Source organism: Salinisphaera sp. PC39 (assembly GCF_040361335.1).
Taxonomy (GTDB): Bacteria; Pseudomonadota; Gammaproteobacteria; order Nevskiales; family Salinisphaeraceae; genus APNM01.
Genome location: NZ_APNM01000001.1, coordinates 103,403 through 130,380 on the forward strand (window position 1 = coordinate 103,403; position 26,978 = coordinate 130,380).

22 protein-coding genes and 1 pseudogene are annotated in these 26,978 nt (G+C 67.1%); 15 read left to right on the plus strand and 8 right to left on the minus strand.

Annotated features, from left to right (window positions below):
- Window positions 1–398 precede the first annotated feature (398 nt).
- Genes PC39_RS00475 through PC39_RS00500 form a run of 6 tightly spaced genes read left to right on the plus strand, consistent with a single transcriptional unit; the run spans window position 399 to window position 5,438 of the window.
- A complete protein-coding gene (locus tag PC39_RS00475) occupies window positions 399–1,187 on the plus strand; it encodes a DUF3450 domain-containing protein (protein ID WP_353251393.1) in 789 nt (262 codons plus the stop codon).
- Window positions 1,187–2,584: a MotA/TolQ/ExbB proton channel family protein gene (locus PC39_RS00480; RefSeq protein ID WP_353251394.1), complete on the plus strand. Its 1,398-nt coding sequence runs from the start codon at window positions 1,187–1,189 to the stop codon at window positions 2,582–2,584. The genes PC39_RS00475 and PC39_RS00480 overlap by 1 nt, the downstream gene beginning before the upstream one ends.
- A 13-nt stretch (window positions 2,585–2,597) precedes the next feature.
- Window positions 2,598–3,101, plus strand: a complete 504-nt coding sequence (locus tag PC39_RS00485) for a MotA/TolQ/ExbB proton channel family protein (protein ID WP_353251756.1) — start codon at window positions 2,598–2,600, stop codon at window positions 3,099–3,101.
- 3 nt (window positions 3,102–3,104) lie between these two features.
- Window positions 3,105–3,515 carry an ExbD/TolR family protein gene (locus PC39_RS00490; protein ID WP_353251395.1) on the plus strand — a complete coding sequence of 137 codons (411 nt, stop codon included), beginning with the start codon at window positions 3,105–3,107 and terminating at the stop codon, window positions 3,513–3,515.
- A 7-nt stretch (window positions 3,516–3,522) separates the two neighbouring features.
- A complete protein-coding gene (locus PC39_RS00495) occupies window positions 3,523–4,161 on the plus strand; it encodes an energy transducer TonB (protein ID WP_353251396.1) in 639 nt (212 codons plus the stop codon).
- A gap of 44 nt (window positions 4,162–4,205) precedes the next feature.
- Complete coding sequence (locus PC39_RS00500) at window positions 4,206–5,438, plus strand: tetratricopeptide repeat protein (protein ID WP_353251397.1); 1,233 nt, start codon at window positions 4,206–4,208, stop codon at window positions 5,436–5,438.
- A gap of 40 nt (window positions 5,439–5,478) precedes the next feature.
- Here PC39_RS00500 and ligD read toward each other — a convergent pair whose 3' ends face one another.
- A complete protein-coding gene (ligD, locus tag PC39_RS00505; protein WP_353251398.1) occupies window positions 5,479–6,375 on the minus strand; it encodes a non-homologous end-joining DNA ligase in 897 nt (298 codons plus the stop codon).
- A gap of 152 nt (window positions 6,376–6,527) precedes the next feature.
- Between ligD and PC39_RS00510 the strand changes: the two genes are divergently transcribed.
- A complete protein-coding gene (locus PC39_RS00510; protein WP_353251399.1) occupies window positions 6,528–7,727 on the plus strand; it encodes a phosphoglycerate kinase in 1,200 nt (399 codons plus the stop codon).
- 3 nt (window positions 7,728–7,730) lie between these two features.
- On the opposite strand, the gene PC39_RS00515 is transcribed toward PC39_RS00510, so the two are convergent.
- Window positions 7,731–8,564, minus strand: a complete 834-nt coding sequence (locus PC39_RS00515) for an SDR family oxidoreductase (RefSeq protein ID WP_353251400.1) — start codon at window positions 8,562–8,564, stop codon at window positions 7,731–7,733.
- Window positions 8,561–9,511 (minus strand): fumarylacetoacetate hydrolase family protein, encoded by a 951-nt coding sequence (locus tag PC39_RS00520; protein ID WP_353251401.1) that lies wholly within the window; start codon window positions 9,509–9,511, stop codon window positions 8,561–8,563. The genes PC39_RS00515 and PC39_RS00520 overlap by 4 nt, the downstream gene beginning before the upstream one ends.
- 129 nt (window positions 9,512–9,640) lie before the next feature.
- Between PC39_RS00520 and PC39_RS00525 the strand changes: the two genes are divergently transcribed.
- A complete protein-coding gene (locus PC39_RS00525; RefSeq protein ID WP_353251402.1) occupies window positions 9,641–9,850 on the plus strand; it encodes a dodecin family protein in 210 nt (69 codons plus the stop codon).
- 188 nt (window positions 9,851–10,038) lie between these two features.
- Window positions 10,039–12,654: a putative bifunctional diguanylate cyclase/phosphodiesterase gene (locus PC39_RS00530; protein ID WP_353251403.1), complete on the plus strand. Its 2,616-nt coding sequence runs from the start codon at window positions 10,039–10,041 to the stop codon at window positions 12,652–12,654.
- Between the two features lie 13 nt (window positions 12,655–12,667).
- Here PC39_RS00530 and bioA read toward each other — a convergent pair whose 3' ends face one another.
- The 3 genes from bioA to ilvD form a co-directional block, all read right to left on the minus strand.
- Window positions 12,668–13,960: an adenosylmethionine--8-amino-7-oxononanoate transaminase gene (gene bioA / locus PC39_RS00535; RefSeq protein WP_353251404.1), complete on the minus strand. Its 1,293-nt coding sequence runs from the start codon at window positions 13,958–13,960 to the stop codon at window positions 12,668–12,670.
- 61 nt (window positions 13,961–14,021) lie between these two features.
- On the minus strand, window positions 14,022–15,062 hold the full coding sequence (gene pyrC, locus PC39_RS00540) for a dihydroorotase (protein ID WP_353251757.1): 1,041 nt from the start codon (window positions 15,060–15,062) through the stop codon (window positions 14,022–14,024).
- A 104-nt stretch (window positions 15,063–15,166) separates the two neighbouring features.
- Window positions 15,167–17,005 carry a dihydroxy-acid dehydratase gene (ilvD, locus tag PC39_RS00545; protein ID WP_353251405.1) on the minus strand — a complete coding sequence of 613 codons (1,839 nt, stop codon included), beginning with the start codon at window positions 17,003–17,005 and terminating at the stop codon, window positions 15,167–15,169.
- Between the two features lie 124 nt (window positions 17,006–17,129).
- On the opposite strand from ilvD, the gene PC39_RS00550 reads away from it, so the two are divergent.
- The 4 genes and pseudogenes from PC39_RS00550 to PC39_RS16625 form a co-directional block, all read left to right on the plus strand.
- Entirely contained in the window at window positions 17,130–18,035 is a 906-nt protein-coding gene (locus PC39_RS00550) for a LysR family transcriptional regulator (protein ID WP_353251406.1), read from the plus strand.
- 324 nt (window positions 18,036–18,359) lie between these two features.
- A complete protein-coding gene (locus PC39_RS00555; protein WP_353251407.1) occupies window positions 18,360–19,139 on the plus strand; it encodes a DUF5131 family protein in 780 nt (259 codons plus the stop codon).
- A gap of 20 nt (window positions 19,140–19,159) precedes the next feature.
- Window positions 19,160–20,401, plus strand: a complete 1,242-nt coding sequence (locus PC39_RS00560) for a three-Cys-motif partner protein TcmP (RefSeq protein ID WP_353251408.1) — start codon at window positions 19,160–19,162, stop codon at window positions 20,399–20,401.
- A 172-nt stretch (window positions 20,402–20,573) separates the two neighbouring features.
- Window positions 20,574–20,798 (plus strand): annotated as a pseudogene (locus PC39_RS16625) (transposase); the annotation flags it as partial.
- A gap of 58 nt (window positions 20,799–20,856) precedes the next feature.
- Here PC39_RS16625 and PC39_RS00570 read toward each other — a convergent pair.
- On the minus strand, window positions 20,857–21,498 hold the full coding sequence (locus tag PC39_RS00570; protein ID WP_353251409.1) for a TetR/AcrR family transcriptional regulator: 642 nt from the start codon (window positions 21,496–21,498) through the stop codon (window positions 20,857–20,859).
- Window positions 21,499–21,686: 188 nt separating this feature from the next.
- Between PC39_RS00570 and PC39_RS00575 the strand changes: the two genes are divergently transcribed.
- On the plus strand, window positions 21,687–23,954 hold the full coding sequence (locus tag PC39_RS00575; RefSeq protein ID WP_353251410.1) for a hypothetical protein: 2,268 nt from the start codon (window positions 21,687–21,689) through the stop codon (window positions 23,952–23,954).
- A gap of 85 nt (window positions 23,955–24,039) precedes the next feature.
- Here the strand turns inward: PC39_RS00575 and PC39_RS00580 are convergent, their stop codons facing one another.
- A complete protein-coding gene (locus PC39_RS00580; RefSeq protein ID WP_353251411.1) occupies window positions 24,040–24,525 on the minus strand; it encodes a DUF1499 domain-containing protein in 486 nt (161 codons plus the stop codon).
- Window positions 24,526–25,235: 710 nt separating this feature from the next.
- On the opposite strand from PC39_RS00580, the gene PC39_RS00585 reads away from it, so the two are divergent.
- Window positions 25,236–26,915: a flavin-containing monooxygenase gene (locus tag PC39_RS00585; protein WP_353251412.1), complete on the plus strand. Its 1,680-nt coding sequence runs from the start codon at window positions 25,236–25,238 to the stop codon at window positions 26,913–26,915.
- Window positions 26,916–26,978 lie beyond the last annotated feature (63 nt).

The window sequence follows — 26,978 nt, forward strand, 5'->3', positions numbered from 1 at the left end:
CGAATGCCAGTGCCGTCAGGCAGGCGATGAGGGCGATTGCGGTTGTAAGAAAAAGTGACTTATAAGGGTGGTATTGTCGAGAACGCGCCATTTCGTCTCCTTGCATCTCCCTGGGTCCCGACGGCGCGCCCCGAGCAGGCGCGTCCGAGCCTCGCTCGCATCAACAAACGATGCGGATACCCGGCCTACCCTGGGCCCGGACTCTTTCAATTCCGTGTCAGAAATAAGTCGATTCGGTTAAGGCGGGCGTAATCGTTCTGTCATTTTTCTGCCGCATCCTCGCCGGAACACGAAAAGTTCGTGGATCGAGACATTCACGGCGTCGGCGCGGGACGGTTCATGAGCGGTCCCGCCGCCCGCGCCGGGGGCGCTCGAGCAATCAAATCCGAGACGGGAGCATGCAAGTGCCGCGCAAGACACCCTTCAAGTCGCTGCGCCCGCTGCCCGCGCTTTTTTTACTTTTCTGCACGGCAGGAACGGCGTGGGCGCAGGGGGATTCGCTGTCGGAGGCGAGGCAGACGCAAAGCGACATCGATCGGGCCGGGCGCCTGTCCCAGGAACGTATCGACGAGCTCTCCGAGGAGGCCAGGCAAATGCTGGCCGAATATCGCAGCGCCAGGGATCGGGCCGCCGGCCTGGAGCGGTACAACGAGCAGCTCGCGGCGATGGTCGCGTCGCAGGACGAGGAGATCGCCTCCCTGGGCGAGCAGCTCGCCAACATCGACACGACGCAGCAGGAATTCGTCCCGCTGATGCAGGAGATGGTGGCCACGCTGGACGAGTTCGTGAAACGCGACACGCCCTTCCTGCCCGAGGAACGCCGGCAGCGGGTCCAAGACCTCAAGGCGATGATGGATCGCGCCGACGTCACTACCGCCGAGAAATTCCGCAAGGTGATGGCGGCCTACCAGACCGAGATGGAGTACGGCCGCACCATCGAAACCTACCGGGACGAACTCGAGATCGACGGCGAGGCGCGCACCGTGCGCCTGCTCCGTGTCGGCCGCGTCGCGTTGCTCTACCAGACCCTGGACGGCCGGGCCACCGGCCGCTGGAGCCCCGAGGCCGGCCAGTGGCAGCGCGTGGACGACTACCGCAGCGCGGTGGAGAAGGGGTTGAGCATCGCCTCCGAGCAGGCGCCCCCCGATCTGCTGCGTTTGCCCGTGACCGCGCCGGAGGACAAGTGATGCCCCTGAACCGACCCCATCGCATGCTGGCCGCCGCGCTGGCCCCGGCGGTCGCCGCCGGGCTCGCCCTCGCCCTCGGCATGGCCGCGGGCACCGCGCAGGCCCAGACCAAGAGCGTCGACCAGTTACTGGAGAGCGTGCGCGCCGCCAAGCAGGCGGAGGCCGAGCGCAACCGCCGGCGCGAGGCCCGCTTCGTCGACAAGGTCGAGGAGCGCGAGGCCATGCTGAACGAGGCCCGCGAACGCCTGGCACAGGCCGAGGCCCGCCGCGAGAACCTGCAGGCACGGTTCGACGCCAACGAGGCGCGCCTGACCGAGCTGAACACCGAGCTGCGGCAACGCGCCGGCGACTTCGGCGAGGTCTTCGGCGTGGTGCGCCAGGTCGCGGGCGACGCCCGCTCGACCGTGCGTGCCTCCCTGACCAGCGCTCAGCACGACGGCCGTGCCGAGTTCCTCGACACCCTCGCGGAGAGCAAGAAGCTGCCCTCGATCGGCGAGGTCGAGCGGCTGTGGACCACGATGCTCGGCGAGATGGTGGCCTCCGGCAAGATCACCCGCTTCGACACCGAGATCGTGCTCCCGGACGGCGACAGCGAGCCGGCCGAGGTGGTGCGCGTGGGCGCCTTCAACGCCAGCGCGGGCGAACGTTTCCTGCAATACACCCCGGAAACGGGGCGCCTCTCGGTGCTGCCGCGCCAGCCGGGCGGCCGCTGGCAGTCGCTGGCGGAGAACCTGGCGCAGGCCGGGCCCGGCAGCGGGGCCGTGGCGGCGCCGATCGATCCCTCGCGCGGCGCCATCCTCGGTCTGCTGATCCAGAAGCCGAACCTGCTGGAGCGCGTCCAGCAGGGCAAGGTCGTGGGCTATATCGTGCTGGCCATCGGCCTGATCGGCCTGCTGATCGCGCTCGAGCGCTTCGTGGTGCTTACCCGCACGGAGGGGCGTATGCGGCGTCAGCGCAAGAGCCCGGACGAGCCGCGTGACGACAACCCGCTGGGACGCGTGCTCAAGGCCTACCACGCGAACAGGGAGGCCGATGTCGAGACCCTGCAGCTGAAGCTGGACGAGGCGATCATGCAGGACGCGCCGGCGCTGGAACGCGGCCTGTCCACGGTCAAGATCCTCGCCTCGGTGGCGCCGCTGCTGGGGCTGCTGGGCACGGTGGTGGGCATGATCGCGACCTTCCAGGCGATCACCCTGTTCGGCACCGGCGATCCCAAGCTGATGGCGGGCGGCATCTCCCAGGCCCTGGTTACGACCGTGCTGGGTCTGGTGGTGGCGGTGCCGCTGATCCTGGCGCACAGCGTGCTCAGCGGACGCAGCCGCAAGCTGATCCAGATGCTGGAGCGTCAGAGCAGCGGCATCGTGGCCGAGCACGCGGAGGCCGCCGGCCGTGCTTGAACTCTATGCCCGGATGCAGGATTTCATGAACGAGGGCGGGGAGGTCCTGTGGCTGATCCTCGCCCTCACGATCCTGCTCTGGACCCTGATCTGCGAGCGCTACTGGTACCAGTTGCGCCGGCATCCGCAGCGCCTGGCCGCCACCCTCGCCGCGTGGAACGAGCGCCGCGACAAGAACTCCTGGTACGCGCACGCCATCCGGGAGGCCTGGCTGGCGGAGCTGGAACTGCAGCTCAACCGCTTCGTCGGCCTGCTCAAGACCGTGGTCGCGGTGCTGCCGCTGGTGGGGCTGCTGGGCACGGTCACCGGGATGATCCAGGTGTTCGACGTGCTCGCGGTGACCGGCACGGGCAACCCCCGGGCCATGGCCAGCGGCGTGTCCGCGGCCACCTACCCGACCATGGCGGGCATGGTCGCGGCCCTGTCCGGGCTGTACTTCGCCGCCCGCATCGAGCGCCGGGCCCAGGCCCAGGCGCGGATCGCGGCCGACCGCATTTCGTTTCTGGATGAAGAGTAGGCCATGCGCAGTCGCTACACCCAGCAGAATCCCGAGGAGTCCGGCATCGACATGACCCCGATGCTCGACATCGTGTTCATCATGTTGATCTTCTTCATCGTCACCACGTCCTTCGTCAAGGAGACGGGCATCGACGTGATGCGGCCGACGGCGGAGACCGCCGAGCGCAAGGAGAACGCCAACATCCTGATCGGCATCCGCGACAACGGCGAGGTCTGGATCGACAAGCAGCGGGTGGAGCCGGACGCGATCCGCGCCAACGTCGAGCGCCTGCTGGCGGAAAACCCCGAGGGCAACGTGATCGTGCTCGCCGACAAGGACGCCAAGACCGGCATCCTGGTCAAGGCCATGGACCAGGCGCGCGCCGCCGGCGCCGACAACGTCTCGATCGCCGCCGAGGACCGGCAGAGGTAGCCCGCGAATGCGCTTGCTCGGCTCCCTGCTGATCGCCTGCGGCATCGCGCTCGGGCTGTTCCTTCTGATGATGTTCATGGTCTCCAACAGCGATACCGGTCTCAGCGAGGGGCGGGACCTGAAGGCGGTGAACTTCATCCGGTTCGACCGCGACGAGAGCCGGACGCGTACCAAGGACCGCCGCCAGCCGCCGGACGAGCCGCCGCCCGAGGAGCCGCCCCCGCCGGCGCCCTCGGTGGCCGAGAACGTGCCCCGGCCGGAGGCGCCGCCGCCCGAACTGGACGTGCCGGACATTGAGACGTCCGTGGACTTCGAGGGCGGCCCCTATCTCGGCGATGTCGCGGGGGCCGGCTCGGCCGGCCGGGCCGCCGGCATCGATACCGAGGTGGTGCCGGTGGTACAGGTGCCTCCGAAGTACCCGGCCACCGCCAAGCGCGCCAAGATCGAGGGCCACGTCACCATGGAATTCACCGTCCGGCCGGACGGCTCTGTGTCCGATATCCGCGTGGTGGATGCCCAGCCGCCGCGCATGTTCAATCGCGCCGCCAAGGAGGCCCTGTCGCGCTGGAAGTTTCGGCCGCGCGAACGGGACGGCGAACGTGTCGCCCGCAACGCGCGCCAGACCATCCGTTTCACGCTGGATTGAGTTGCATGATCGCCCACCGCAGACAACGCCGAGGTCGCAGAGTCATGACGGGATCGCAAGCCATCCGGACGCTGGTCCGCCGCGTATCGCTTGTCGCCGGCCTGTTGGCGGCGTCGGTGGTGCAGGCCGCGGATGGCCCCACGCTGCAACGCTCGACCTACAACAAGGTCGAGGCCGCCCACAAGCTGATGGAACAGGGCCGCTACGACCGGGCCCTGCGCGACATGCGCGCGCTGCTGCAGGACACCGAGCGCGATTACGACCGCGCCGTGATCCTGCAGACCATGGCCTATGCGCACGTCGACGAGAACGATTACCCGGCCGCCATCGACGCCTTCGAACGGGCGATCGCCCTGGACAGCATGCCGCCGGCGCCCACCGGCCAGATGCGGCGCGCGCTGGGCCGCCTGTACGCCGCGACCGATCAGCACGCCAAGGCCCGCGACATGCTGGAGGCCTGGATCGCCGGCAACGACCGGGCCGACGCCGCCGACTACGCGGCGTTGGCCAGCGTCTATTCGCAACTCGAAGCATATGCCAAGGGCATCGACGCGATCCGCAAGGCGATCCGGCTGCAGGGCACACCGCCGCAGTCGCATTACCAGCTCCTGGTCGCGATGTGCTTCGAGAGCGGGCGCTACGCCGAGGCGGCCGACGTGCTGGAGACCCTGGTCCGGCGCTGGCCGGACGAGAAGCGTTACTGGACGCAGCTCGCCAACGTCTACATCAACCTCGACGCGCACACCAAGGCCCACGCCACGCTCAAGCTGGCCTATCGCAAGGATCTGCTGGCGAGCGAGTCCGAGCTGCTGAACCTGGTGCGGGTGGGCATGCTGGCCGGCGTGCCCGACCAGGCCGCGCGCGTGCTGGACGCCGAACTGGAAAGCGGGCGCATCGAGTCCAACCGCGAGAACTGGGCGTTGCTGGCCCAGGCCTGGAGCCGGGCCCGCGAGACCGACGCGGCGATCCGGGCCTACGGCAAGGCGGCGGAATACGCCGACGACGGCCGCTACCAGTTGCGCCAGGCCCGGCTCCATATGCGCGAGGGCGACTGGGCGGCGGCCGCGGAGACGGCCCAGGCCGCGCTGGAGCGTGGCGGCCTGGAGTCGCCCGGTCAGGCGGATCTGTTGCTGGGCATGGCCCGGGTGCGCCAGGAGCGTTACGAGGAAGCCCTGCAGGCCTTCGGACGCGCGCAACGCCACGACGACACGGCGAGCGAGGCCGGCAAGTGGGCGCGCTACGCCGAGCGCCGCCGGAGCGCCTCGCGCGAAAGCTGACCCCCCGGGATCGGCACGGGGCAGGGCGAGGGTCGAGGGCCTATCTTGGTTCCCCGGCGGCCCCCAGCCGCCGGATCGCCGCGTCCAGCGACTGCGCGTGGCGGTCGATGTCCCGCCAGGGGCAGTCGCGCTGGCCCAGGCGGCGGAAGATGTTGCGCAGGTGGTAGCGGCGCGGGTGCAGCCGCGGATCGTCCAGCTCGTGCCAGTCCAGCGGCGTGGCCACGGGGGCGCCGGGTTTGGCGCGCACCGAGTAGGGCGCGACCCCGGTCTGGGCGTAGGCGTTGCGCATCACGTCGAGATAGACGCGGTCGCCGCGTTTGGCCTTGCGCTGCGCCACGGTGAAGGCCTCGGGGGACTCGTCCGCCAGGCGCGCCGCCAGCCCGTGGGCGAACGCCCGCACGGTATCGAAATCCGCGCCCCGGTCCAGCGGCAGCGTGACGTGCAGGCCGCGCGAGCCGGTGGTCATCACGAAGGCGGCGAGACCGAGGTCGTCGAGGTGCGAGCGCAGGGTCCGGGCGGCATGCACCACCGGCGCGAAATCGTCGCCCGGCGGGTCCAGGTCGAAGATCAGCCGGTCGGGATGATGCGGCCGGTCAATCCGTGCCAGCCAGACATGCAGCTCGACGGCGGCCTGGTCCGCCAGGTAGCGCAGGCATTGGCGGTCGGCGCACAGCGGGTGGGTGACGGTGCCGCCCTCCTTGGCGACGGTGGCGCGCGGGATCCAGTCGGGATAGTGCTCGCCCGCGGCCTTCTGGAAGAAGCCTGCCTCGCCGATGCCGTCCGGGAAGCGGCGCAGGGTGAGCGGGCGGTCGCGCAGGTGCGGCAGCATGCGCGGGGTGATGCGGGCGTAATAGTCGATCAGGTCGCCCTTGGTCAGCCCGTCGCCGGGGAACAGGATCTTGTCGCGCCGGCTGGCGCGGAAGGCCGGGGCCGTCATCGTGCCACCTCCCTGCGGGTCGAAGCCGTGGCCGTGCCATCATGCCGGCGCGGATGCGCCGGCGCGGTTGATTTGGGTCAATCCGGCCGCCCGTGCCAGATTGTAGCCTCCGGACATGGCGGTCGTGGCCCGCCGCCCGACAGGAGTTGACGGTGCTCAAATCCCTGGACGACATCGATCTCGCCGGTAAGCGGGTCCTGATCCGCACCGATTTCAACGTGCCGCTGGCCGACGGGCGGGTGGCCGACGACACCCGCATCCGCGAGGCCGCCGCGACCATCCGCGAAGTCCTGGCGGCCGGCGGCCGGCCGGTGGTGATGAGCCATCTCGGCCGGCCCAAGGGCCAGCCGCGGCCGGACCTATCGCTGAAGATCGTGGTGCCGGACCTGTCGCGCATCCTGGGCGACGTGCCGGTGACCTTCGCGCGCGACTGTGTCGGCGACGCCGCCCGCGAGGCGGTGGAGGCCGGGCGTGACGGCGTGGTGTTGCTGGAGAACCTGCGTTTCCATCCGGGCGAGGAGGGCAACGATCCCAACTTCGCCGTGGAGCTGGCGCTGTCCGGCGACTGCTACGTCAACGATGCGTTCTCCTCCGCCCACCGCGCGCATGCCTCGGTGGTCGGGGTGCCGGAGCGGCTGCCGGCCGTGGCCGGGCGCCTGCTGCAGCACGAGGTCGAGTCCCTGGAGGCGGCCTTCGCCCAGCCCGCGCGGCCGGCGCTGGCCCTGGTGGGCGGCGCCAAGGTCGACGACAAGCTCAAGGCGATCGCCCATTTCAGCCAGCGCTTCGACGCCGTGGCCGTGGCCGGCGGGGTCGCCAACACCTTCCTGCGGGCGGACGGTCGCGAGGTGGGCGGGTCGCTGGTAGCGCCGGACCTGCTGGCCACGGCCCAGGAGATCCGCGACCACGCCCGGGACCAGGGCTGCGAATTGATCCTGCCGGAGGATGTCGTGGTGGCCGACGAGGTCGCGCCGGGCGCGGCTGGCCGCACCGTGCCGGTCGCGGAGGTGGGGCCGGGCGACCGTATCGTGGATCTGGGGCCGCGCAGCGTCGCGCGTATCGTCGAGGAGCTGGCCAAGGCCACCGTGGTCGCCTGGGCCGGGCCGCTGGGCGCCGCGGACAAGGGTTTCCCGGAGGCCACCGAGGCGGTGGCGCGGGAGATCGTCCGGCTCGGCCGCGAATCGGGGCTGCGCAGCGTGGCCGGCGGCGGCGAGACCATGGCGGCGTTGCGCGCGGCCGGCTTGGCCGACGGCTTCGGCTATCTGTCGTTGGGCGGCGGCGCCTTCCTCAAGTGGCTGGGCGGCGAGCGCCTGCCGGGCCTGCAGCCGTTGCTGCGGTCCCCGCCCGCGGCCTGAGGTTCAGTCCGGCTTCCAGTCCAGCAGCCCGAAGCGGCGCTTGAGCATGCGGTCGCGCCGCGGGATCGGCACCCAGCGTTGCAGGAACGGCAGCAGGCGGCTGCCGGTGCCCAGGCGGATGACGTTTCTCGGACGCGGGCGGTGCAGCGCCGCGACCAGTTCGCGGGCGAAGTCCGCCGCCGGCATCGCACCCTTCTGCTGGGCCCGGGCGCGGCCGTAGATGGCCTTGCGCAGCGGCGCGTAGGCCGAGTCCTCGGTCAGCCAGCCGTCGATCTGGGCGGCGGCGTTGTCCCCGAGCTTGGAACTGACGCCGCCGGGCTGGACCGTGACCACCCGCACGCCGAACGGGGCCAGCTCCAGACGCAGGGCGTCGGAGAGCTTGTGGAGCGCGGCCTTGCTGGCGCAGTAGGGGCCGGCGAAGGGCGTGGTCAGGATGCCGGAGACGCTGCCCATGTTCACCACCATCGGGTGTCCGGCACGCCGCAGCAGCGGCAGGGCCTTCTGCGTCACGGTCAGCGGCGCGACCACGTTGGTCTCGAACTGGCGGCGCACCTGCTCGGCGGGGATCTCCGCGACCGGGCCCATGGTGGCCAGGCCGGCGTTGTTCACGAGGATGTCGATGCGTCCGTGGTGCGCCCCGATCTCGCGCAGGCACTGTTCCACGGCGACCTCGTCGGTGACGTCCAGGGCCAGGGTGTCGCAGCCCGCCTCGGCGAGGTCCGCCAGGGTGTCCGGGTTGCGGGCCGTGGCCACGACGGTGTCGCCGTGCGCGGCGAAGGCGGCCGCCAAAGCGTGGCCGATGCCGGTGGAACAGCCGGTGATGACGACGATGCTCATGTCCCCTCCACGACTCGGTTGCGTTGCTCGCCCAGGTCCACGACGCCGTCGCGGCTGGCGATCCGCGACGTTACCACGTCCCCCGGCCGCAGGTAGGGCCGGTCGGCCTGGCTGCGCCGGAACAACTCCCAGCGTTTGGCTTCCGGCAGCAGCAGGGCCAGCTTCTGGCGCCAACCGGTGGGCAGGCGCATGGCGCAGCCCGCGGGCGTGCCGGTGGCGATCAGGTCGCCGGCGCGCAGGTCCTGGACCCCGGACAGCTCGGTCAGGGTGGCGGCGGGTGTGTGGATCATCTGGTCCGTGCGGCCGCGCTGGCGTACTTCGCCGTTGACCGCCAGCGTGAGTTCCAGGTTGCGCAGGTAGTGCATCTCGTGCGGGGCGAGCAGGCACAGGTAGGGGCCGACCGGGGCGAAGGTCCGGAAGCTCTTGCCCTTGTAGAACTGCATCTGCGGTAACTGCACGTCGCGCGCCGAATAGTCGTTGACGATGGTCACGCCCGCCACGAACTCGTGCAGGTTGGTCTCGTCCACGCGTACCGGGCCGTCGATATCGCGCTTGAGCACCAGGCCCAGCTCAATCTCGTAGTCCAGCAGGCGCACGTGCGCCGGCCGCACCAGGTCGCTGTCGGCCGCCACGATCGCGCTGGAGGCCTTGCGGAAGATCATGTTGTAGCCCTTGTCCTCCGGGCGCATGCCGGATTCCAGGGCGTGCGCGGCGTAGTTCTTGCCCTGGCAGATCACCTGCCGGTCGCGGGTCACCGGCGACAGCAGGCGGGCCTCGGCGAGGGGCACGATGCCGTCCGATCCGGCCTCGATCGCGTCCGGCGGGACCGCGGTCACCAGCTCGCGCGTGCCGGCGAAGGTCCCGGACAGCGGCACGATGCCGTCGTCGGTGTGCCTGCCCCAGCGGGTCGTTCCCCGGTGCTCGAAGCGGACAAGGTTCACGGGCATGTCGGTTCCTGCTCGGCGGCTGTCGCGCCACAGCTTACGCAATCCCGCGACCGAGTGCCGCGCGCCGTTTGACCGAACAGCCCAGGTATCCGACCGTGGGGAGGCGTGGGTGACAACGAGGAGACAACGATGAGCGAGAGCGTCTACAAGGTCATCGAACTCGTGGGCACCAGCCCGGATTCCTGGGAGAAGGCCGCCAAGGCCGCCGTGGAGAAGGCCGGCGAGCACCTGCGCGAGCTCCGGGTCGCGGAGGTCTCGGAGCTGGACATGCACATGGTGGACGGCAAGGTCCAGGCTTACCGCGCCAAGGTGAAGGTCTCGTTCAAGTACGAGAGCTGATATACCCGCGGGCGTCCCGGCACGGGCGGTATCTCGCGGGGTGCCCGCCGGGGTGGTACCGTAGACCCGTCGGGCCCGGCTTGGGGCGGGAGAATGCCGATGACGAGAGCATCGCGAACGGGAGAGTGTGCCGCCGCCGAATCCGGCCGGGGACGTGATACCGTCCGTTGCCGCGGCCTGGCGGCGTCATGACTTCCCGCCGGCCGCCGCCGGCACGCGCCGTCCTGGAACCGTTCCGGGTCCGCATCCTGCTGCTGTTCAACGCGGCGTTGATCCTCTCGATCGCGCCGTTCGTCCTGATACGCCTGCTCAACGGTCAGCCGGCCGCCGCCCTGGTCAACATCGCGCTCATAGCGGTCGCCATGGCCCTTGCCGAGCGGGCCCGCCGCACCAAACAGGTCCGGGGTGCCGGCGCGGCCCTGATGGTGTTCTATACCGTCACGGTCGTGGCCTTGGCGGTTACCCGCGATGCATACATCGCGCTCTGGCTCTTTCCGGTGACCGTGGCCAACCTGCTGGTCCTGCCCCGGCGCTGGGCCGTCACGGTCAATCTCGCGGCCGTCGCCGCGCTTGCGCCGCTGTATGCCGGTTCGCAGGCGCTGGCGGTCCTGACTTTCCTGGGCAGTCTGATCCTGGCCAATCTGCTCGCGACGATTGTCGCGCAGGTCACCGAGAGTCGTCGCCGCAGCATCGAGCGAGCCCGGTCGGTGCTGCGGGAGAGCGAGATCATGCGTTCGCGCGCGGAGTCGCTCGCGCGCATGGGAAGCTGGCAGTGGGACGCCGTCACGGACACTTTCCGGCCCTCGCCCGAGTGGCGGCAGGTGACCGGCGTGACCGACGAGCCCCTGAACCGCGAGACGGCGACGGCGCACGTTCACCCCGATGACTTGGGGGCGGTGCGCGACAGCCTGGAACACGCGATTGCGACCGGCACGCCGCACGACATCGAGAACCGTATCGTGCGGCCGGACAACGGCGAGGTGCGCTGGGTCCGGGTGCACGCCGAAGGCAGTTACCGCGACGGCGAGCTGGTCAAGGTATACGGGTTCACCCAGGACGTGACCGACCGCCGGCGGGTCGAGGACAGCCTGCGGGAAAAGAGCTACCGTCTCGGCGAACGCGTGAAGGAACTGGACTGCATCAACCGAATCTCGGGCATCCTGCAGGATCGCGGGCGCTCGCTCTCGGACTCCCTGGGGGAACTCGCGGAAACGCTGCCGCCGGCCTTCCAGTATCCCGCGATCACCGCCGCGCGCATCGCGATCGGGGGGCGGACGTACACCACCGCCGGTTTCCGCGACGATGCGATCAGCCTGGATGCGCCGATCGTGGCGGACGGCGCCACCATCGGTCGGGTCACCGTGTGCTACCTGGAGCCGCGGCCGGCCGCCGACGAGGGCCCCTTTCTCGCCGAGGAGCGTTCGTTGATGGACCTGATCGCCCGCCGCCTGGGCGACGTCGTGGAACGCGAGCGGGCCCAGCGCGAGTTGCAACGGCTGGTGTACGAGGACCCGTTGACCGGTCTGCCGTCGCGGGCGGGTTTTGTCCGGCGGTTGAAGGCGGTCCTCGATGGATCGGCGGACGGGATGTATCTGCTGGTGGTGGATATCAAGCGGCTCAATGACGTGAACCAGGCCCACGGGTTCCGGATCGGGGACAAGTTGTTGAAGGCGGTGGGCGAGCATCTGTCCGCCGATATCGGCGAGGACGAGTGTGTCGGTCGCCTGGGGGAGAGCTACTTCGTCGCGCTGCTGCGGGGGAGCGACAGCGATGGAGCGCACACGGAGGCGGCGGTCGCCGGTTGGGTCGAACGGCGGTTGGCCGTGCCGCTGTCGGTGGAGGGGCGGCGGATCAAGGTCGACACCAGCGTGGGCGTCGCGAGCCTGGGAGGCGATTGCCGCACCCCCGAGGAGGCCCTGCGCCGGGCCCAGCTCGCGCTTCACGCCGCCCGCGAGAGCGACGACCGTACCTGGGTGGCCTTCACCGCGGCGCTGGATCGCGAGGCCATGGAGCGTATCCGGATCACGGAAGGGCTGCGGGTCGCTCTCGATTGCCAGCAATTCGAGCTGCGCTACCAGCCCGTGGTGCGGTTGGCCGACGGCCGTCCGGTGGCGGTCGAGGCGCTGCTGCGCTGGCGGCATCCGTCGCTGGGCTGGCAGATGCCGGACCGCTTCATCCCGGTGGCCGAGCGTTCGCAGCTCATCGTGCCCATCGGCCTTTGGGCGTTGCGTACCGCGTGTCGGTCGCTGGCGGAGTGGCGCAGGGCAACCGCCGCTGACAGCGTGCGCATTGCGGTCAACGTTTCGGTGATCCAGTTCGCGCAATCCGATCTGCCCGCGATCGTGCGGTCGGTGCTCGACGAGACCGGCCTGCCGGCCCGGTGCCTGTCGCTGGAGATCACCGAGAGCATGCTGGAGCAGCAGCCGTTGACGCTGTTGACACAGATCCGGCGGCTGCGCGAGATGGGGGTGCGCATCGCGCTGGACGATTTCGGCACCGGCTACTCGTCGCTGGCGCACCTGCACGACTATCCCTTCGACCAGATCAAGCTGGACCGGCGCTTCGTGCAGTCCTGCGTGGAACGGGCCTACAGCCGGGAGATCGTGCGCATGGTGCTGCGCGTGGCCGAGACCCTCGGGGCGGAAGTGGTCGCGGAGGGGGTCGAGACCCCGCAGCAGGTGGCGGTCCTGCGCGAGCTGGGTTGCCTGCTGGGGCAGGGCTTCTACTTCGGCGCCGGCGTGCCCGCCGAGGAAGCGGCCGCGATGTGGCGCAGACGCCTGCCGGCGCCGGACGGCGTCACCTGAGACCGGAGACGCGTCAGTCGTCGGCTGCGAGAACCCGGTGGATGGCCCCGGTCAGGTGGGCGAGATCGTCCGTGGTCATGACATACGGCGGCATCACGTAGACCAGCCGCCCGAAGGGGCGCACCCAGACACCGGCATCCACGAAGCGCGGCACCAGCGCATGCATGTCCACCGGTTCGTTCATCTCCACCACGCCGATCGCGCCCAGGGCGCGGACCTCGGCCACGCCCGGCAGGTCGGTGCAGGGGGCCAGGCCGGTGCGCAGACCGTCTTCGATCGCCGCCACACGCTGTCGCCAGCCGCCGTCGGCGAGCAGGTCGATGCTGGCGGTGGCGACGTTGCAGGCCAGGGGATTGCCCATGAAGGTCGGCCCGTGCATGAAGCAGCCGGCGCCGCCGCGGGAGATGGTCTCGGCCACGTCGCGGGTGGCCAGGGTCGCGGCCAGGGTCATGGTGCCGCCGGTCAGGGCCTTGCCGACGCACAGGATGTCCGGGCTGACGCCGGCGTGCTCGCAGGCGAACAGCCGGCCGCTGCGACCGAAGCCGGTGGCGATCTCGTCGGCGATCAGCAGCAGGCCGTGGCGGTCGCACAACTCGCGCACGCCGCGCAGGTACTCGGGATGGTAGAAGCGCATGCCTCCGGCGCCCTGGACGATGGGTTCCAGGATCACCGCCGCCAGCTCGTCGCGGTGGCGCTCGATGGTGGCCGCGATCTCGCTCAGGTCGTCCGGGTCCCAGTCCTCGCCGTAACGGCAGGTCGGCGCCGGCGCGAAGCGTTGTTCCGGTACCACGCCGCTGAACAGGTGGTGCATGCCGGTGACGGGATCGCAGACCGACATCGCGCCCAGGGTGTCGCCGTGGTAACCGTTGCGCAGCGCCAGCAGGCGGTGCTTGTCCGGCTTGCCCCGGGCCTGCCAGTACTGGATCGCCATCTTGATCGCGACCTCGGTCGATACCGAGCCCGAGTCGGCCAGGAACACCTTCTCCAGCGGCTCCGGGGTGAGCGCCACCAGGCGCCGGCCGAGCTCGATCGCGGGGCCGTGGGTGAGCCCGCCGAACATGACATGCGCCGTGCGGTCGATCTGCTCGTGCATGGCGGCGTTCAGGGCCGGGTGGTTGTAACCGTGGATGGCGCACCACCAGGAGGCCATGCCGTCTATCAGTTCGCGCCCGTCCGCCAGCCGCAGGCGCACGCCCTCGGCATCGGTCACCGGCCATACCGGCGTCGGATCCAGCATCGAGGTGTAGGGATGCCAGATGTGCTCGCGGTCGAAGCGCAGGGCCTCGTTCCAGTCGTCGATCGTCATCGCGCTCTCAATCGTCCAAAAACGTCTTCCGTTTCCCGTTTCCCGTTTCCCGTTTCCCGTTTTACGTCATCGATTCCGCCCGCCAGCCGATCTCGCCGCCCGCCCGGAACGGCACCAGGACGTCGCCGTCGAACCGGTAGCTGTCCGGCACCGGCATCGGTTCGCGGGTCAGGCGCACGCGGCCCGTGTTGCGCGGCAGGCCGTAGAAGTCGGCGCCGCGCTGGGCGGCGAAGGCCTCCAGCCGGTCCAGGCGGCCGGCGGCGTCGAAGACCTCCGCGTACAGCTCGAGCGCCGCGTGCGCGGTGTAGATGCCGGCGCAGCCGCAATCCGATTCCTTGGCGCCGCGCGGGTGCGGGGCGCTGTCGGTGCCCAGGAAATACTTGGGCGAGTCGCCGGTGGCCGCCTCCAGCAGCGCCCGGCGGTCCTCCTCGCGCTTGAGCACCGGCAGGCAGAAATGGTGCGGCCGCAGCCCGCCGCGGAACAGCGCGTTGCGGTTCTCGAGCAGGTGGTGGACGGTGATGGTGGCGGCCACGCGGTCCGGGGCGTCGGCCACGAAGGCCACGGCCTCGCGCGTGGTGATGTGCTCGCATACCAGCCGCAGGCCGGGGAAACGCTCGACCAGCGGCGTCAGCACCTCGTCCAGGAATACCTTCTCGCGGTCGAAGAAATCGACCGAGTCGCGGGTGACCTCGCCGTGCACCAGCAGCGGCAGGCCGGTTTCGGCCATGGCCTCGATGGCGGGATAGGCGTTCTCGATCCGGGTCACCCCGGCGTCGGAATTGGTGGTGGCGCCGGCGGGGTAGAGCTTGATCGCGTGCACCGACGGGTCGGCCGCGGCCTCGCGCACGGTCTCGGGGGTGGTGCGGTCGGTCAGGTACAGGGTCATCAGCGGTTCGAAGCCGCTGCCCGCCGGCACCGCCGACAGGATCCGGTCGCGGTAGGCACGGGCCTCGGCGACCGTGGTCACCGGCGGCTTCAGGTTGGGCATGATGATGGCCCGGCCGAAGATGCGGGCGCTGTGCGGCACCACGGCCGCGAGGGCCTCGCCGTCACGCACGTGCAGGTGCCAGTCGTCGGGTCGGGTGATCTCCAGCCGGTCCATGCCGCCTCGCCAATCGGGTCGTTCGTCGTCGGGGGCGACCATTCTACGCCCGCGCCGTAAGCGCTGTCTGGCCGGGATGTGTGCCTTTGTCGCGACCGCCGGGTTTAGTCGAACAGGCTCGTGTCGCGCACGGCGCCGCGATCGGCGCTGGTCGTGAGCTTGCCGTAGACCTTCAGGGCGGTGCTGACCCGGCGTGGGCGTGGAGTCGCCGGCTTCCAGCCCTCGGCGTTGCGCGCGGTGCGGCGTCGTGCGAGTTCTTCGTCGCCGATGTCGATCCGGATCGAACGGTTGGGGATGTCGATCTCGATGCGATCGCCGTTTTCGATCAGACCGATGTTGCCGCCCTCGGCCGCCTCCGGGGAGACATGACCGATCGACAGGCCCGAGGTGCCGCCGGAGAAACGACCGTCGGTGATCAGGGCGCAGACCTTGCCGAGGCCCTTGGATTTCAGGTGGCTGGTCGGATAGAGCATTTCCTGCATGCCGGGCCCGCCGCGCGGGCCTTCGTAGCGGATCACGACGACATCGCCGGCCTTGACCCGGCCGTCGAGAATCGCCTGTACCGCATCGTCCTGGCTTTCCAGAACCACCGCCGGGCCGGCGAAGGTCAGGATACCGGGGTCGACGCCGGCGGTCTTGACGAGGCAGCCGCGCTCGGCAAGGTTGCCGGAGAGCACGGCGAGGCCGCCGTCCCGGCTGTAGGCGTGGGCCTGGTCGCGGATGCAGCCCCGGTTACGATCAGTGTCCAGGGATTCGTAGCGGCAGTCCTGCGAGAACGCACGTGTGCTGCGTATGCCGGCCGGACCGGCACGGTAGAACTCGTGGACCGCGCTGTCCTCAGTGCGCGTGATGTCCCAGGTTTCGATCGCTTCGGCCAGGGAGGGGCTGTGTACGGTGCCGACCGTGGTGTCGAGCAGGCCGGCGCGTTCCAGTTCGCCGAGGATCGCCATGATGCCGCCGGCGCGATGCACGTCTTCCATGTGGTGGAGGCTGGAGGGGGCGACCTTGCACAGGTTGGGAACCCGGCGCGAGAGTACGTCGATGTCATGCATGCTGAAACCGACCTCGCCTTCCCGCGCGGCCGCCAGCAGGTGCAGCACGGTGTTGGTCGAGCCGCCCATGGCGATGTCCAAGGTCATAGCGTTTTCGAATGCCGCCCGGGTCGCGATCCGGCGCGGCAGCACCGAGGCGTCGTCCCCGACGTAGTAGCGTCTGGCCAGTTCCACGGCCAGCGCGCCGGCGCGGCGGAACAGACCCTCTCGATCCTTGTGCGTGGCTAGCAGCGAGCCGTTGCCGGGCAGCGACAGACCCAGGGCCTCGGTCAGGCAGTTCATGGAATTGGCGGTGAACATGCCGGAGCAGGAGCCGCAGGTCGGGCAGGCCGAGCGCTCGATCCGGTCGACGTCCGCGTCCGGCACGCGGTCGTCCGCGGCGGCGACCATTGCGTCCACCAAGTCCAGGGACACCGATTCGCCGGCGAGCCGGGTCTTGCCGGCCTCCATCGGACCGCCGGAGACGAACACGGTCGGGATGTTCAGGCGCATCGCCGCCATCAGCATGCCCGGCGTGATCTTGTCGCAGTTGGAGATGCAGACCAGGGCGTCGGCCGTGTGCGCGTTGCACATGTATTCGATGCTGTCGGCGATGATGTCGCGCGAGGGCAGGCTGTAGAGCATGCCGTCGTGGCCCATGGCGATGCCGTCGTCCACGGCGATGGTGTTGAATTCCCGGCCGATGCCGCCGGCTTTCGCGATCTCTCCGGCCACTAGTTGGCCGAGATCCTTCAGGTGTACGTGACCGGGCACGAACTGCGTGAACGAGTTGGCGACGGCGACGATCGGCTTGCCGAAGTCCTCGTCCTCCATGCCGGTGGCGCGCCACAGGGCGCGCGCGCCGGCCATGTTGCGGCCATGGGTGCTGGTGCGGGAGCGATAGTCGGGCATGCTGCGATCCTCTCGTTGGCTGGCCTGCGTTCCGGTGGGGCGGGCTGGCTTGAATCTATTGTGTGGCGCCTTTGATATATCGTCTAATACAATATTCATTGCCTTTCTATATGGAATTCGAATAGTGGAATTGCGTCGGCTCCGGTATTACGTCGCGGTTGTCGAGGAGGGCAGTTTGTCGCGCGCGGCGAAGCGTCTGCACATCTCGCAGCCGCCGTTGTCCACGCAGATCAAGGCGCTTGAGGAGGCGGTGGGCGCGACCCTGCTGGAACGGGGCAACCGTGGCGTGACCCCGACCGCCGCCGGCGCGGTCTTCTACGAGGAGGTGCGCGTGGTGTTGGCCCGGCTCGATCAGGCGCGTGGCCGCGCGCGCCAAGTGCATCGGGGGGATGTCGGCATGTTGTCCGTGGGTTTCGTGTCGATCGCCGACTACAGCATCCTGCCACCGGCGTTGAAACGTTTCCGTGCCCGCTACCCGCGGGCCGAAGTGCAGTTGCACGAATTAACCACGGACGCCCAGATCCGCGAGTTGCGCGCCGCCCGGCTCGATCTGGCGATCGGCCTGGCGCCGGTCAACGAGAGCGATATCGGATTCATCCGATTGCGGCGCGAGGCGCTGGTGTTGGCGGCGCCGGCGGAGCATGACGGGGTCGGCGACGTGGAGGAGGGGGACGGAACGGCCGTCGATCTGCGTTCGTTAGCGGGGGCCAGTTTCATCGTGCCACCGCGCGATATCGGTCCCGGTCTGTACGATCTGGTCGTCAGTCGTTGCCGGGCGGCCGGCTTTGCACCCCGGATCACGCAGAGCGCGCGTCAGATGCAGACGGTTGTCGGCCTGGTGTCCGCGGGGATGGGGGTCGCGCTGGTGCCGTCCTCGGTGCGTAATCTCCAGCGGCCCGGTGTGTTCTACCGGCCCTTGCGCGGTCGCCCGGCGCAAATCGAATTGGGCATTCTGCATCCGCGTGGCAAGACCGGTCCCCTGGCGGACAATTTTATCGAAACGCTACGCGCGATGGCCGACGCGGTGTAGTCGCGTTGGCGTCGCGGCGGGAGGTAGTGGCCTGGTAGGGCTCGAACTTTGCGACCAAGGAGTTATTCGGTCTGAGGGATGTCCGCTACCGACTCACAGTGGGCTCTGCCTATAAAACTTATGTGCACATGCCGTGATTAGCGGATGACTCGCACAATCCAGTAAGTTCGTGGCTTGCTTGCTGCAAAACCCACGCTCTAGGATCGTATGTTCAGGCGAGAAGGCACTGCCGAGCCATCGGTGGCGCCTTTTAATCGACCCTAAGATATAAACTTGCTATAAAGACGTTGTCGCAAATGATTGTTTTAGCTTGGGGATAGAATCATGGCGGAATCGCAAATCGAATGGACGGATGCGACTTGGAATCCGGTTGCGGGCTGTTCGCTGGCCAGCGCGGGATGCAAGAATTGCTATGCCATGAAGATGGCCCGAAGGCTCGAAGCCATGGGCGTAAAAAAATACGTTGGACTCACGAAAAAACACGGCACCAATGTAGTCTGGAACGGCATTATTCGCGAGGATCGCTCAGCATTAACGGCGCCGCTCAAATGGAAGAAGCCTCGCAAAATTTTTGTCAACTCCATGAGCGACCTGTTCCACCCGGAGGTTAGCGAGGCGTTTGCAAATGATGTATGGGACGTGATGGCGAGTACGCCGCGCCACCATTACCAGATTCTCACCAAGCGCCCTGAGCGAATGGCGGCATTCGTACGCAACCGCGGGAAACAGCCCTTAGCAAACGTATGGCTGGGCACGAGCGTAGAGAATGCACTGACCAGGACTCGCATTGCTGCGCTCCGCGAGACGCCGGCCGCAATCCGCTTCATTTCGTTCGAACCGCTTATTGGGCCAGTCGGTGATATCGACTTAAGTGGTATCCACTGGGCTATCGTGGGCGGCGAAAGCGGCCCGAAGGCGCGACCGATCAAAGAAGAATGGATCGATGACATCCATGCACAGTGTCTTGAAAATGAAACGGCCTTTTTCTTCAAGCAATGGGGCGCGTGGGGTAAAGATAACCAGCGGCGTTCCAAAAAAGCCAACGGCCGTGAGTATCGCGGGCGCACATGGGACGAGATGCCTACATACCAAACACGCGCATAATAAAAATATGACGAGGGGATATGGCACGCAAGGAACTGGACTGGCAAAACGGCGCTGTTCTCGAAAACCACACCCGTAAGAAGCACTCTATTCTTACCGAGTATTTTCGAGCTTATCTGTTAACGCGCTGTTGCTTGCCACAACAAGATCGGTTTCGCCTAGCCATCGTTGATGGCTTTGCCGGCGGCGGCAAGTATCAGTGTGGCAGCTTCGGCTCGCCGCTGTTATTTGTCGATACGCTGGTTAAAACAGCACACGAGATTAATACCCGCCGCGCCGTGAACGGCCTCAAGCGCATCGATATTGAGTGCCTGTTGCTGCTTAATGATTACGATCCCGGCACACTCGAACTGCTGAAACAGAACATCGCGCCTCTGCTCGCTCACGCAGACGAAAGTGAGCCGGCTGTTCATATTAAGTGCGAATTTTCCAGCGGGGTGTTTGAGGCGATTTATCCCGATATCAAAGCGCGTCTAAAGCAAGCGAAATGTAACAACGTATTGTTCAACCTCGATCAATACGGTTACTCGAAAGTACCGACGGGTATCCTGCGCGATATTATTTCAAGCTGGAAACGCGCGGAAATCCTCCTCACTTTCACCATCACGGCGCTATTAGCCTTTTTATCGCCACGCAATAAACGTAAAGCCGGGGTGCCGCTGGAACCGGAAGTGCAAGAAAAAATCAACCAAATCCTTGACGACGAACAGTTGCTGAATAAAAACAGGTGGCTCGGTGAAGCCGAAAAAATCGTCTTTGATCATCTGAAAGCGTGCGCCCCATTCGTCAGCCCATTTTCGATTCAAAACCCCGGCGGTGGCTGGCGCTATTGGCTGATGCATTTCGCCAATTCCTATAGAGCGCGGCAAGTGTATAACAACGTGCTTCACGAGTCGGACTCATCCCAAGGGCACTTCGGCAGAACCGGCCTGAACATGCTTGCCTACGACCCGAGCGCTGACCAAGGCCACTTATATTTGTTCGATTTTGATTCCAGAGCGCTCACCCGAGACGCTTTGACTGAGGATATTCCGCGCATGATCGCCGAGTCAGGCGATGCCATATCGATCGAGGATTTCTACGCCGCTGCTTATAGCGAAACCCCGGCTCACAGTGATGACATTCACGAGAGCATGATTACTAACCCTGAAATCGAAGTGATCACTCCCAATGGCGGTAAGCGTAGAGAAGCCAGTGCTATCAAGGTCAACGACACGCTTAAGCTGACAAGCCAGCGCGTCTTTAGCTTTGGGTCAGGGTAATAGCGGAGCGCGAACCCTATATATGCCCCAATCACGCCGCAACGATGTCCGATACCGAGCGGTTCATCGCATGTGGCTGGCATCGTCACGCCGACTGGGTCGACGCCCCGCGCTAGCGCGGTGACCTGTTTCGTCGTTGCTTTCGCCGACTGCGGTTGCTGCCCCGACCGACCGGTCGGATTACCGGGCCGGGTACTATAAGCGCGGCCTGCACACCAAGGCTGGCGAGATCACGCTGAAGATGTCCAAGTTGCGTCGTTAGCCGTCGCAGACGGCGACCATCGAGCGCTACCGACGGCATGAGTGCAGCGTCGAGGAGGCGATGATCGAGAGGTATCTAACCGGCGTGTCCGTGCGTCGTATCAAGGACATCGCTGAGGCGTTGTGGGGCACCAGGCGCTGCCGGGTATCGGGGTCGAGGTCGTCGAGGATGGCCATGAGCGTTCCCTCCCGGTTCAGCCGGTCGCGCGGCGGATGTGGGCGCCGCCCGCGCCGGCGTCGTCGAACAGCGGACCGAGCACGGTGTAGAGGATGGGCGTGGTGAGTTGCGCCAGGGTGCGGCCGTGGACGAGTTGGTCGGCCGCGTGCAACGACAGCACGCCGTGCACCGCGCCCCAGGCCACGTGCACGATGGTCCGCGCGTCGCCGGTGATCCGGCCCTGGTCCACCGCCTGCTGCACCACGTCCACCAGGTAGTCGAAGGCCGTGCGGCGCGCCGTCAGCAGGGCCGGATAGGTGTCCAGCGGCGGTTGGCGCAGCGAGAACATCAGTCGGTATTCGGCGGGATGGTCGTGGACATAGCGCATGATCCCGGCATGGATCGAGCGCAGTCGTGCCGCCGGGTCGTGGCCGCCCGGGTCGCTGCCCCGGATCACGTCCGCGAACGCACGGAAGCAGCGCAGCCGCAACTCGGCCATCAGGGCATCCTTGTCCTCGAAGTAGCGGTAGGGCCGGGTATGGCTGGTCCCCAGCGCCTCGGCGAGGCGCCGGAAGGTCACCGCCTCCTGGCCGTGTTCGCGGTACAGCTCGAGCGCGGCGTCGCACAGGCGTTCGCGGGTGCGGGCCTCTTCGGTCTCGGTCAGCGGGGCGCGGGGCATATTATTAACGTCGTTAAATTAACAAAGTTAAATTAACGAGGCGCTTGTTGCCGCGTCAAGTCGCGGTCCACACCTACGCGACGGTAGGTGATTTTTACTATTCCCCGTGCCGGGGACTTACGTAGTATCGAAAGCGTGCGATGACACGCCCGTTACGGGCGACAGGGAGGACAAAGATGCTAAAGGGCATGCGGATTTCTTTCGCGGCGGTACTCGCCGCCTTGATGGTCACGGCCTGCGACGACAACGGCGACGTGCCGGGGCGCGATTCGGGCACGGCGGTGGTGAGCCTGTTCGCGCCGGTGGGCGACGCCACGGTGCCGTTCCCGATCGACCTGTTCTTCTCCGACGCGGAGAGCGGCACCGGCCTGACCACGGACACCACGCTCAATATCCCCAACTCGGACAGTGTGCCCTTCGTGGCCGCCGCCAACGAGCTGGATGGCTTCTCGACCACGGCCCAGGCCTTCACCGATTTCCTGGGCCCGCCCCTGGATCTCGCGACCGCGACCGCGGGCGGCATCATCGTGATCAGTTCGGCCGAGGGCATGCTCACGCCCGGCGAGGACTACGAGGTGGTCGCCTCCTCGGTGATCACCAACCGGCCGCGGCTGCTGATCCGGCCGCTGCAGCCGCTGGAGCCGGGGACCCGGCATTTCGTGATCGTGACCGATGCCCTGCGCACCGAGAAGGGTCTGGGTATCGAGCCGAGCAACGAGTTCAGGATCGTCTCCAGCACCGAGCTGGTGGGCTCGGACGCCAACCCGGCGGCGGGGTACTCGGCGGCACAGCAGGTGCAACTGGAGACCATACGCACCAGCTTCATGCGCCCGATCTTCAACAACGTGATCGTGCCCAACGGCATCGATCCGGATTCCGTGATCCTGGCCTGGAGCTTCACCACCCAGTCGATCGCCGATTCGCTGGAGCGTCTGGCCGACAACGCGCCGGCGGTGTCGCCGCAGTTGCGGGCGGCCGCGTCCGGCCTGTCCACGGGCGACCTCGAGCTGGGTCTGCCGGACACGGCGGATATCTTCGTGGGCAGCATCGATCTGCCGTACTACCTGTCCGCGCCCAGCGGCGAGAATCCCACGGCGCCGTTGTCGGGCTTCTGGCAGTCCGACGGCACGCCGATCGACGGCAACAGCACCCTGCTGGGCGACAGCGGCCCGATTCAGTGCGCGGCGTTCGCGCCTAGCACATCCACGACGCACTGCTTCCCGGACCCGGTGCGGCAGAGCACCCAGACCGTGCCCGTGCTGATCACCGTGCCCAACGCCAACAGCATGGCCGGCGCCACCCCGCCGCAGGGCGGCTGGCCGGTGGTGATCTTCCAGCACGGCATCACGCGCAATCGCGCCGATGCCTTCGCGATCGCGCCCACGCTGGCCAATGCGGGCTTCGTGACCGTGGCCATCGATCTGCCGCTGCACGGCGTGCAGAGCGATTCGCCGCTGTACCAGTCGCTAGGCAGCGTCGAGCGCACCTTCGACCTCGATCTGGTCGATAACGAGAGCGGTGCACCCGGCCCGGACGGCAATGTCGACGACTCCGGCACGCACTTCGTCAACCTCAGCAGCCTGCTGACCGCGCGCGACAATCTGCGTCAGGGCGCGGCCGACCTGGTGCAGCTCGCCAAGGCGCTCGACGGGCCCGGTATCCCTCGTGTCGACGCACAAGGTGGCATCAACATCGCCGACGACGGCAATGTCCACTACATCGGCCATTCGCTGGGCGGCATCGTCGGCACCGTGTTCCTGGCCATCAGCGACGATGTGAACGCCGCGACCCTGGCCATGCCGGGTGGCGGGATCGGCCGCCTGCTGGACGGTTCCGCGGCCTTCGGGCCGGAGATCGCCGCCGGTCTGGCGGCCAGCGGCCTCGATGAAGGCACGGACAATTACGAGACCTTCCTGCGCTTCGCCCAGACGCTGATCGACAGTGGCGATCCGGTGAACTACGGCGCGGCGGCGAGTGCCGGTCATCCGCTGCACATGATCGAAGTCGCGGGGGACCCCAACAGTGGCAACCCGCCGGACCTGGTGGTGCCGAACTACGTGGTGCGTAACATCGCGCCCACCGGCAACGACTGCCCGCTGAGCGCCGGCTCGGTGGCCTTCCTGGACACCGCCTGCGAGGCCGGACCGCTCTCCGGCACCGATCCGCTGGCGGACGTCATGGGGCTGGCCGAGGCGTCGGTGGCGCCGCCGTACACCGATAACCCGGCGAACGCCGCCGCGGGCACGGTGGTGCGCTTCGCGGCGGGTACCCACGGCTCGATCCTGAACCCGTCGCCGAGCCAGGCGGAGCAGGATGCGGGCGTGGATCCGGCCGAGGCGGCCGTCACCACCTGCGAGATGCAGGCGCAGACCGCCGGCTTCCTGGCCATGGCCGCCACCGGTGTGCTGTCGCCGACCATTGCCCTGGAGTCCTCGGGCTGCGGGAACGATACCTGATCGACAATCGTCGGATTGACGACTGAAGAACCCGCCCCCGGCATGGCCGGGGGCGGTTTTTTGTGTCCGGCGAAGTGGCCCCGCGTTACCGGCTCTCCAGCAGTCCGCGCTTGAGCAGGCGCCCGCGCAATGCCTCCACCCGCTCGCGGTTGACCCCGAAGTCGTAGTAGCCGATGCGGGCGCTGGAGCGGACATGGATGAGCCGCGCCTGCCGGTCCAGCAGCAACTCCAGGTCGTCCGTGTAGACGTGCCAGGGACTGATCACCTCGGCACGCAGGTAATCCGGCCGTCGGTCGACGAGGGTGGTGCGCGGCATCGACGCCACGGCGTCCCGTGCCTCGGCCCAGGCCGTGTCGGGGTCCATGTCCTCCGCCAGCTCGAAGGGATCGACCCGTCTATCCGGCTCGTCCGCCCGGCTGCTGACGCAGCGCGGCGCGTCCGGACAGGGCGTCAGGTCGCCGTCCACCAAGCCGACCCGATGCTCGGTGAGACTGGCGCAGCCCGTGAAGAGTGTCATGGCGCCCAGCAGGCTCCAGCCCGCCACACTCCGGCAAAGAAAGAATCGGTTCATCGCATTTTCTCTAGCGGGGGTTACAGCCTGTGCGTGAGTGCTGCGGATCGATTACGTATCGGAGGGTAAACGGGACGCGTCACGGAGGGTGAAGGTCGTGGCGAAATACTCGGTCAGAAATCCGAGGATGCTTGGATTTTGGTGGCATATGCCGACGGGAAGGGTAGACGGCGTACACATCCAGCCTGCCGGCGCGGAAGTCGGCATCAGTTCCCCTCGCGATCCGGTCTTTATGTCGTCGTCGATCACGAAATCCGTAGCGGGGCAATGCCTTGCTCCCCTAGATCTGCCACGCGGCAAGAGTCGCCATTGTTGCTGTGGATATCGGGACGGGGTCGCATGCTCAGCACCCCGTTAGGTCCTTGCTCCCTGGCGGGCGCGGCGGGAAACGCCAAGCCGGACATGGCACTCCGTGGCGAATACAGGCATGGGGATACGTTTGACCAAATCATCAATTGCTGCGCTGCACCTTCATTATATCGTGATTTTTTATTTTATCGATAAAAATGGTTGTATAGAATAAATAACAATAAAAACAGAAGGTTACTCTATTGGCACAGTCCGTGCTAATCCAGGGCTCAGATTAAGAAGCGCGTTTCCTGATCGGAAACGGGAGAGGGTCAAGCACCCAACCCCTGCGGGATGTGCGCAAGCCAGAGAATGGAAAACCGTTCGATTGGCCACGGCAGGCGAAAAGCAGGAGGAGATCAATGATAGACCGTTTGCAAGGACAAGGCGTCAGCACGGGCACCACTGCCACCGAGACTTATGACGTCGTGGTGGTCGGTGCGGGTTTCGCAGGCCTGTATATGTTGCACCGCCTGCGTGATCGGCTCGGCCTGTCGGCACGTGTTATCGAGGCGGCACCCGAGGTCGGAGGTACATGGTACTGGAACCGGTATCCCGGGGCGCGTTGCGATATTCCTGCGCATCACTACTCCTACGCGTTCTGCCCGGAGCTTGAGCAGGAGTGGACCTGGAGCGAACGTTTTGCGGCCCAGCCCGAGATTCTCGAGTACTTGAAACACGTCGCCGATCGCTTCGATCTAAGACGCGACATCCAGTTCAATACCCGGGTGACTTCCGCGGAATTCGACGATGAGGCCAACCAGTGGGTAATCGGCACTGCCGATGGTCAGATGCTGCGCGCGCAATTCTTCGTCTCCGCCGTGGGCTGCCTGGCGGCGGCCAATATCCCCGAGTTCGAGGGGAGTGACGAATTCGCGGGCGAGACTTACTTCACAGGCCAGTGGCCTCACGACGACGTCGATTTCACCGGTCGGCGCGTGGGCGTGATAGGGACAGGCGCCACAGCGATCCAGCTGATCCCGATCGTCGCTGAGCAGGCGCGCCATCTGACCGTGTTCCAGCGCACGCCGAACTACGCGACGCCGCTGCAGAACCGGCCCATGGACGAGGCTACGGACCGGGAGATCAAGGCCAATTATCGCAATCTGCGCCGTAAGGAGTGGCAGTCGCTCGTCGGTCAGCCCTATGATCATAGCGTGCAGCCGTCGGCGCTGGCGGTTTCCGAGGAAGAGCGCCGTCAACATTACGAGCAATGCTGGCAGGAAGGCGGCTTCGCCCTGTGGGTCGGCAGCTATGAGGATATCCTGTTCGACCGGGAGGCCAACGAGACTGCGGCTGAATTCGTCCGCGAGAAGATCCGGGAACGGGTGGACGCCCCCGAGATTGCCGAGAAACTGACCCCGAGGGATTATCCCTACGGTGCCAAGCGCCAGCCTTGCGAGACCGGGTATTACGAGACTTTTAACCGCGACAACGTGACGCTGGTCGATGTGCGGGAAACGCCGATACGTCGTGTCACTCCCCACGGTATCGCGACCTCGGAGAGGGAACACGAGCTCGATTGCCTGATTTACGCGACCGGGTTCGATGCCTTCACGGGTGGCCTGTATCGCATGAATATCCGTGGCCGCCGTGGTCTGCGACTGGAAGACCATTGGCAAGCCGGGCCGCGGACCTATCTGGGTCTGGCCACCCACAACTTTCCGAATATGTTCGTGATCACCGGGCCGTTGAGTCCGTCCGTGTTGTTCAATATGCCGCGCAGCATCGAGCAGCACTGCGAGTGGATTTCGGGCTGCCTCGCTTACATGCGCGAGCATGGATACGTCACGATCGAGGCTAATCCCGAGCCGGAGGCGCGCTGGATCGAACACACGCGCGAGGTCGCGGATCAGACGCTATTGCCTCAGGCGAACTCCTGGTACCTCGGTGCCAACGTGCCGGGTAAACCGCGAGTGTTCATGGTTTACCTCGGCGGTGGCGCCCAGTACAAGTCGATTTGCGATGAGGTCGTGGCGAACGGTTACGAAGGGTTCACCTTTACGCCGGTCGCGCCGAAGGCGCGTGCCAAAGCCGGCTAAGGCCAGCGGTTAGCGGCGCCAAAGTAGTCGCCGGTCTTCGGTCCGGGGTCGTGGCGCCGGAGC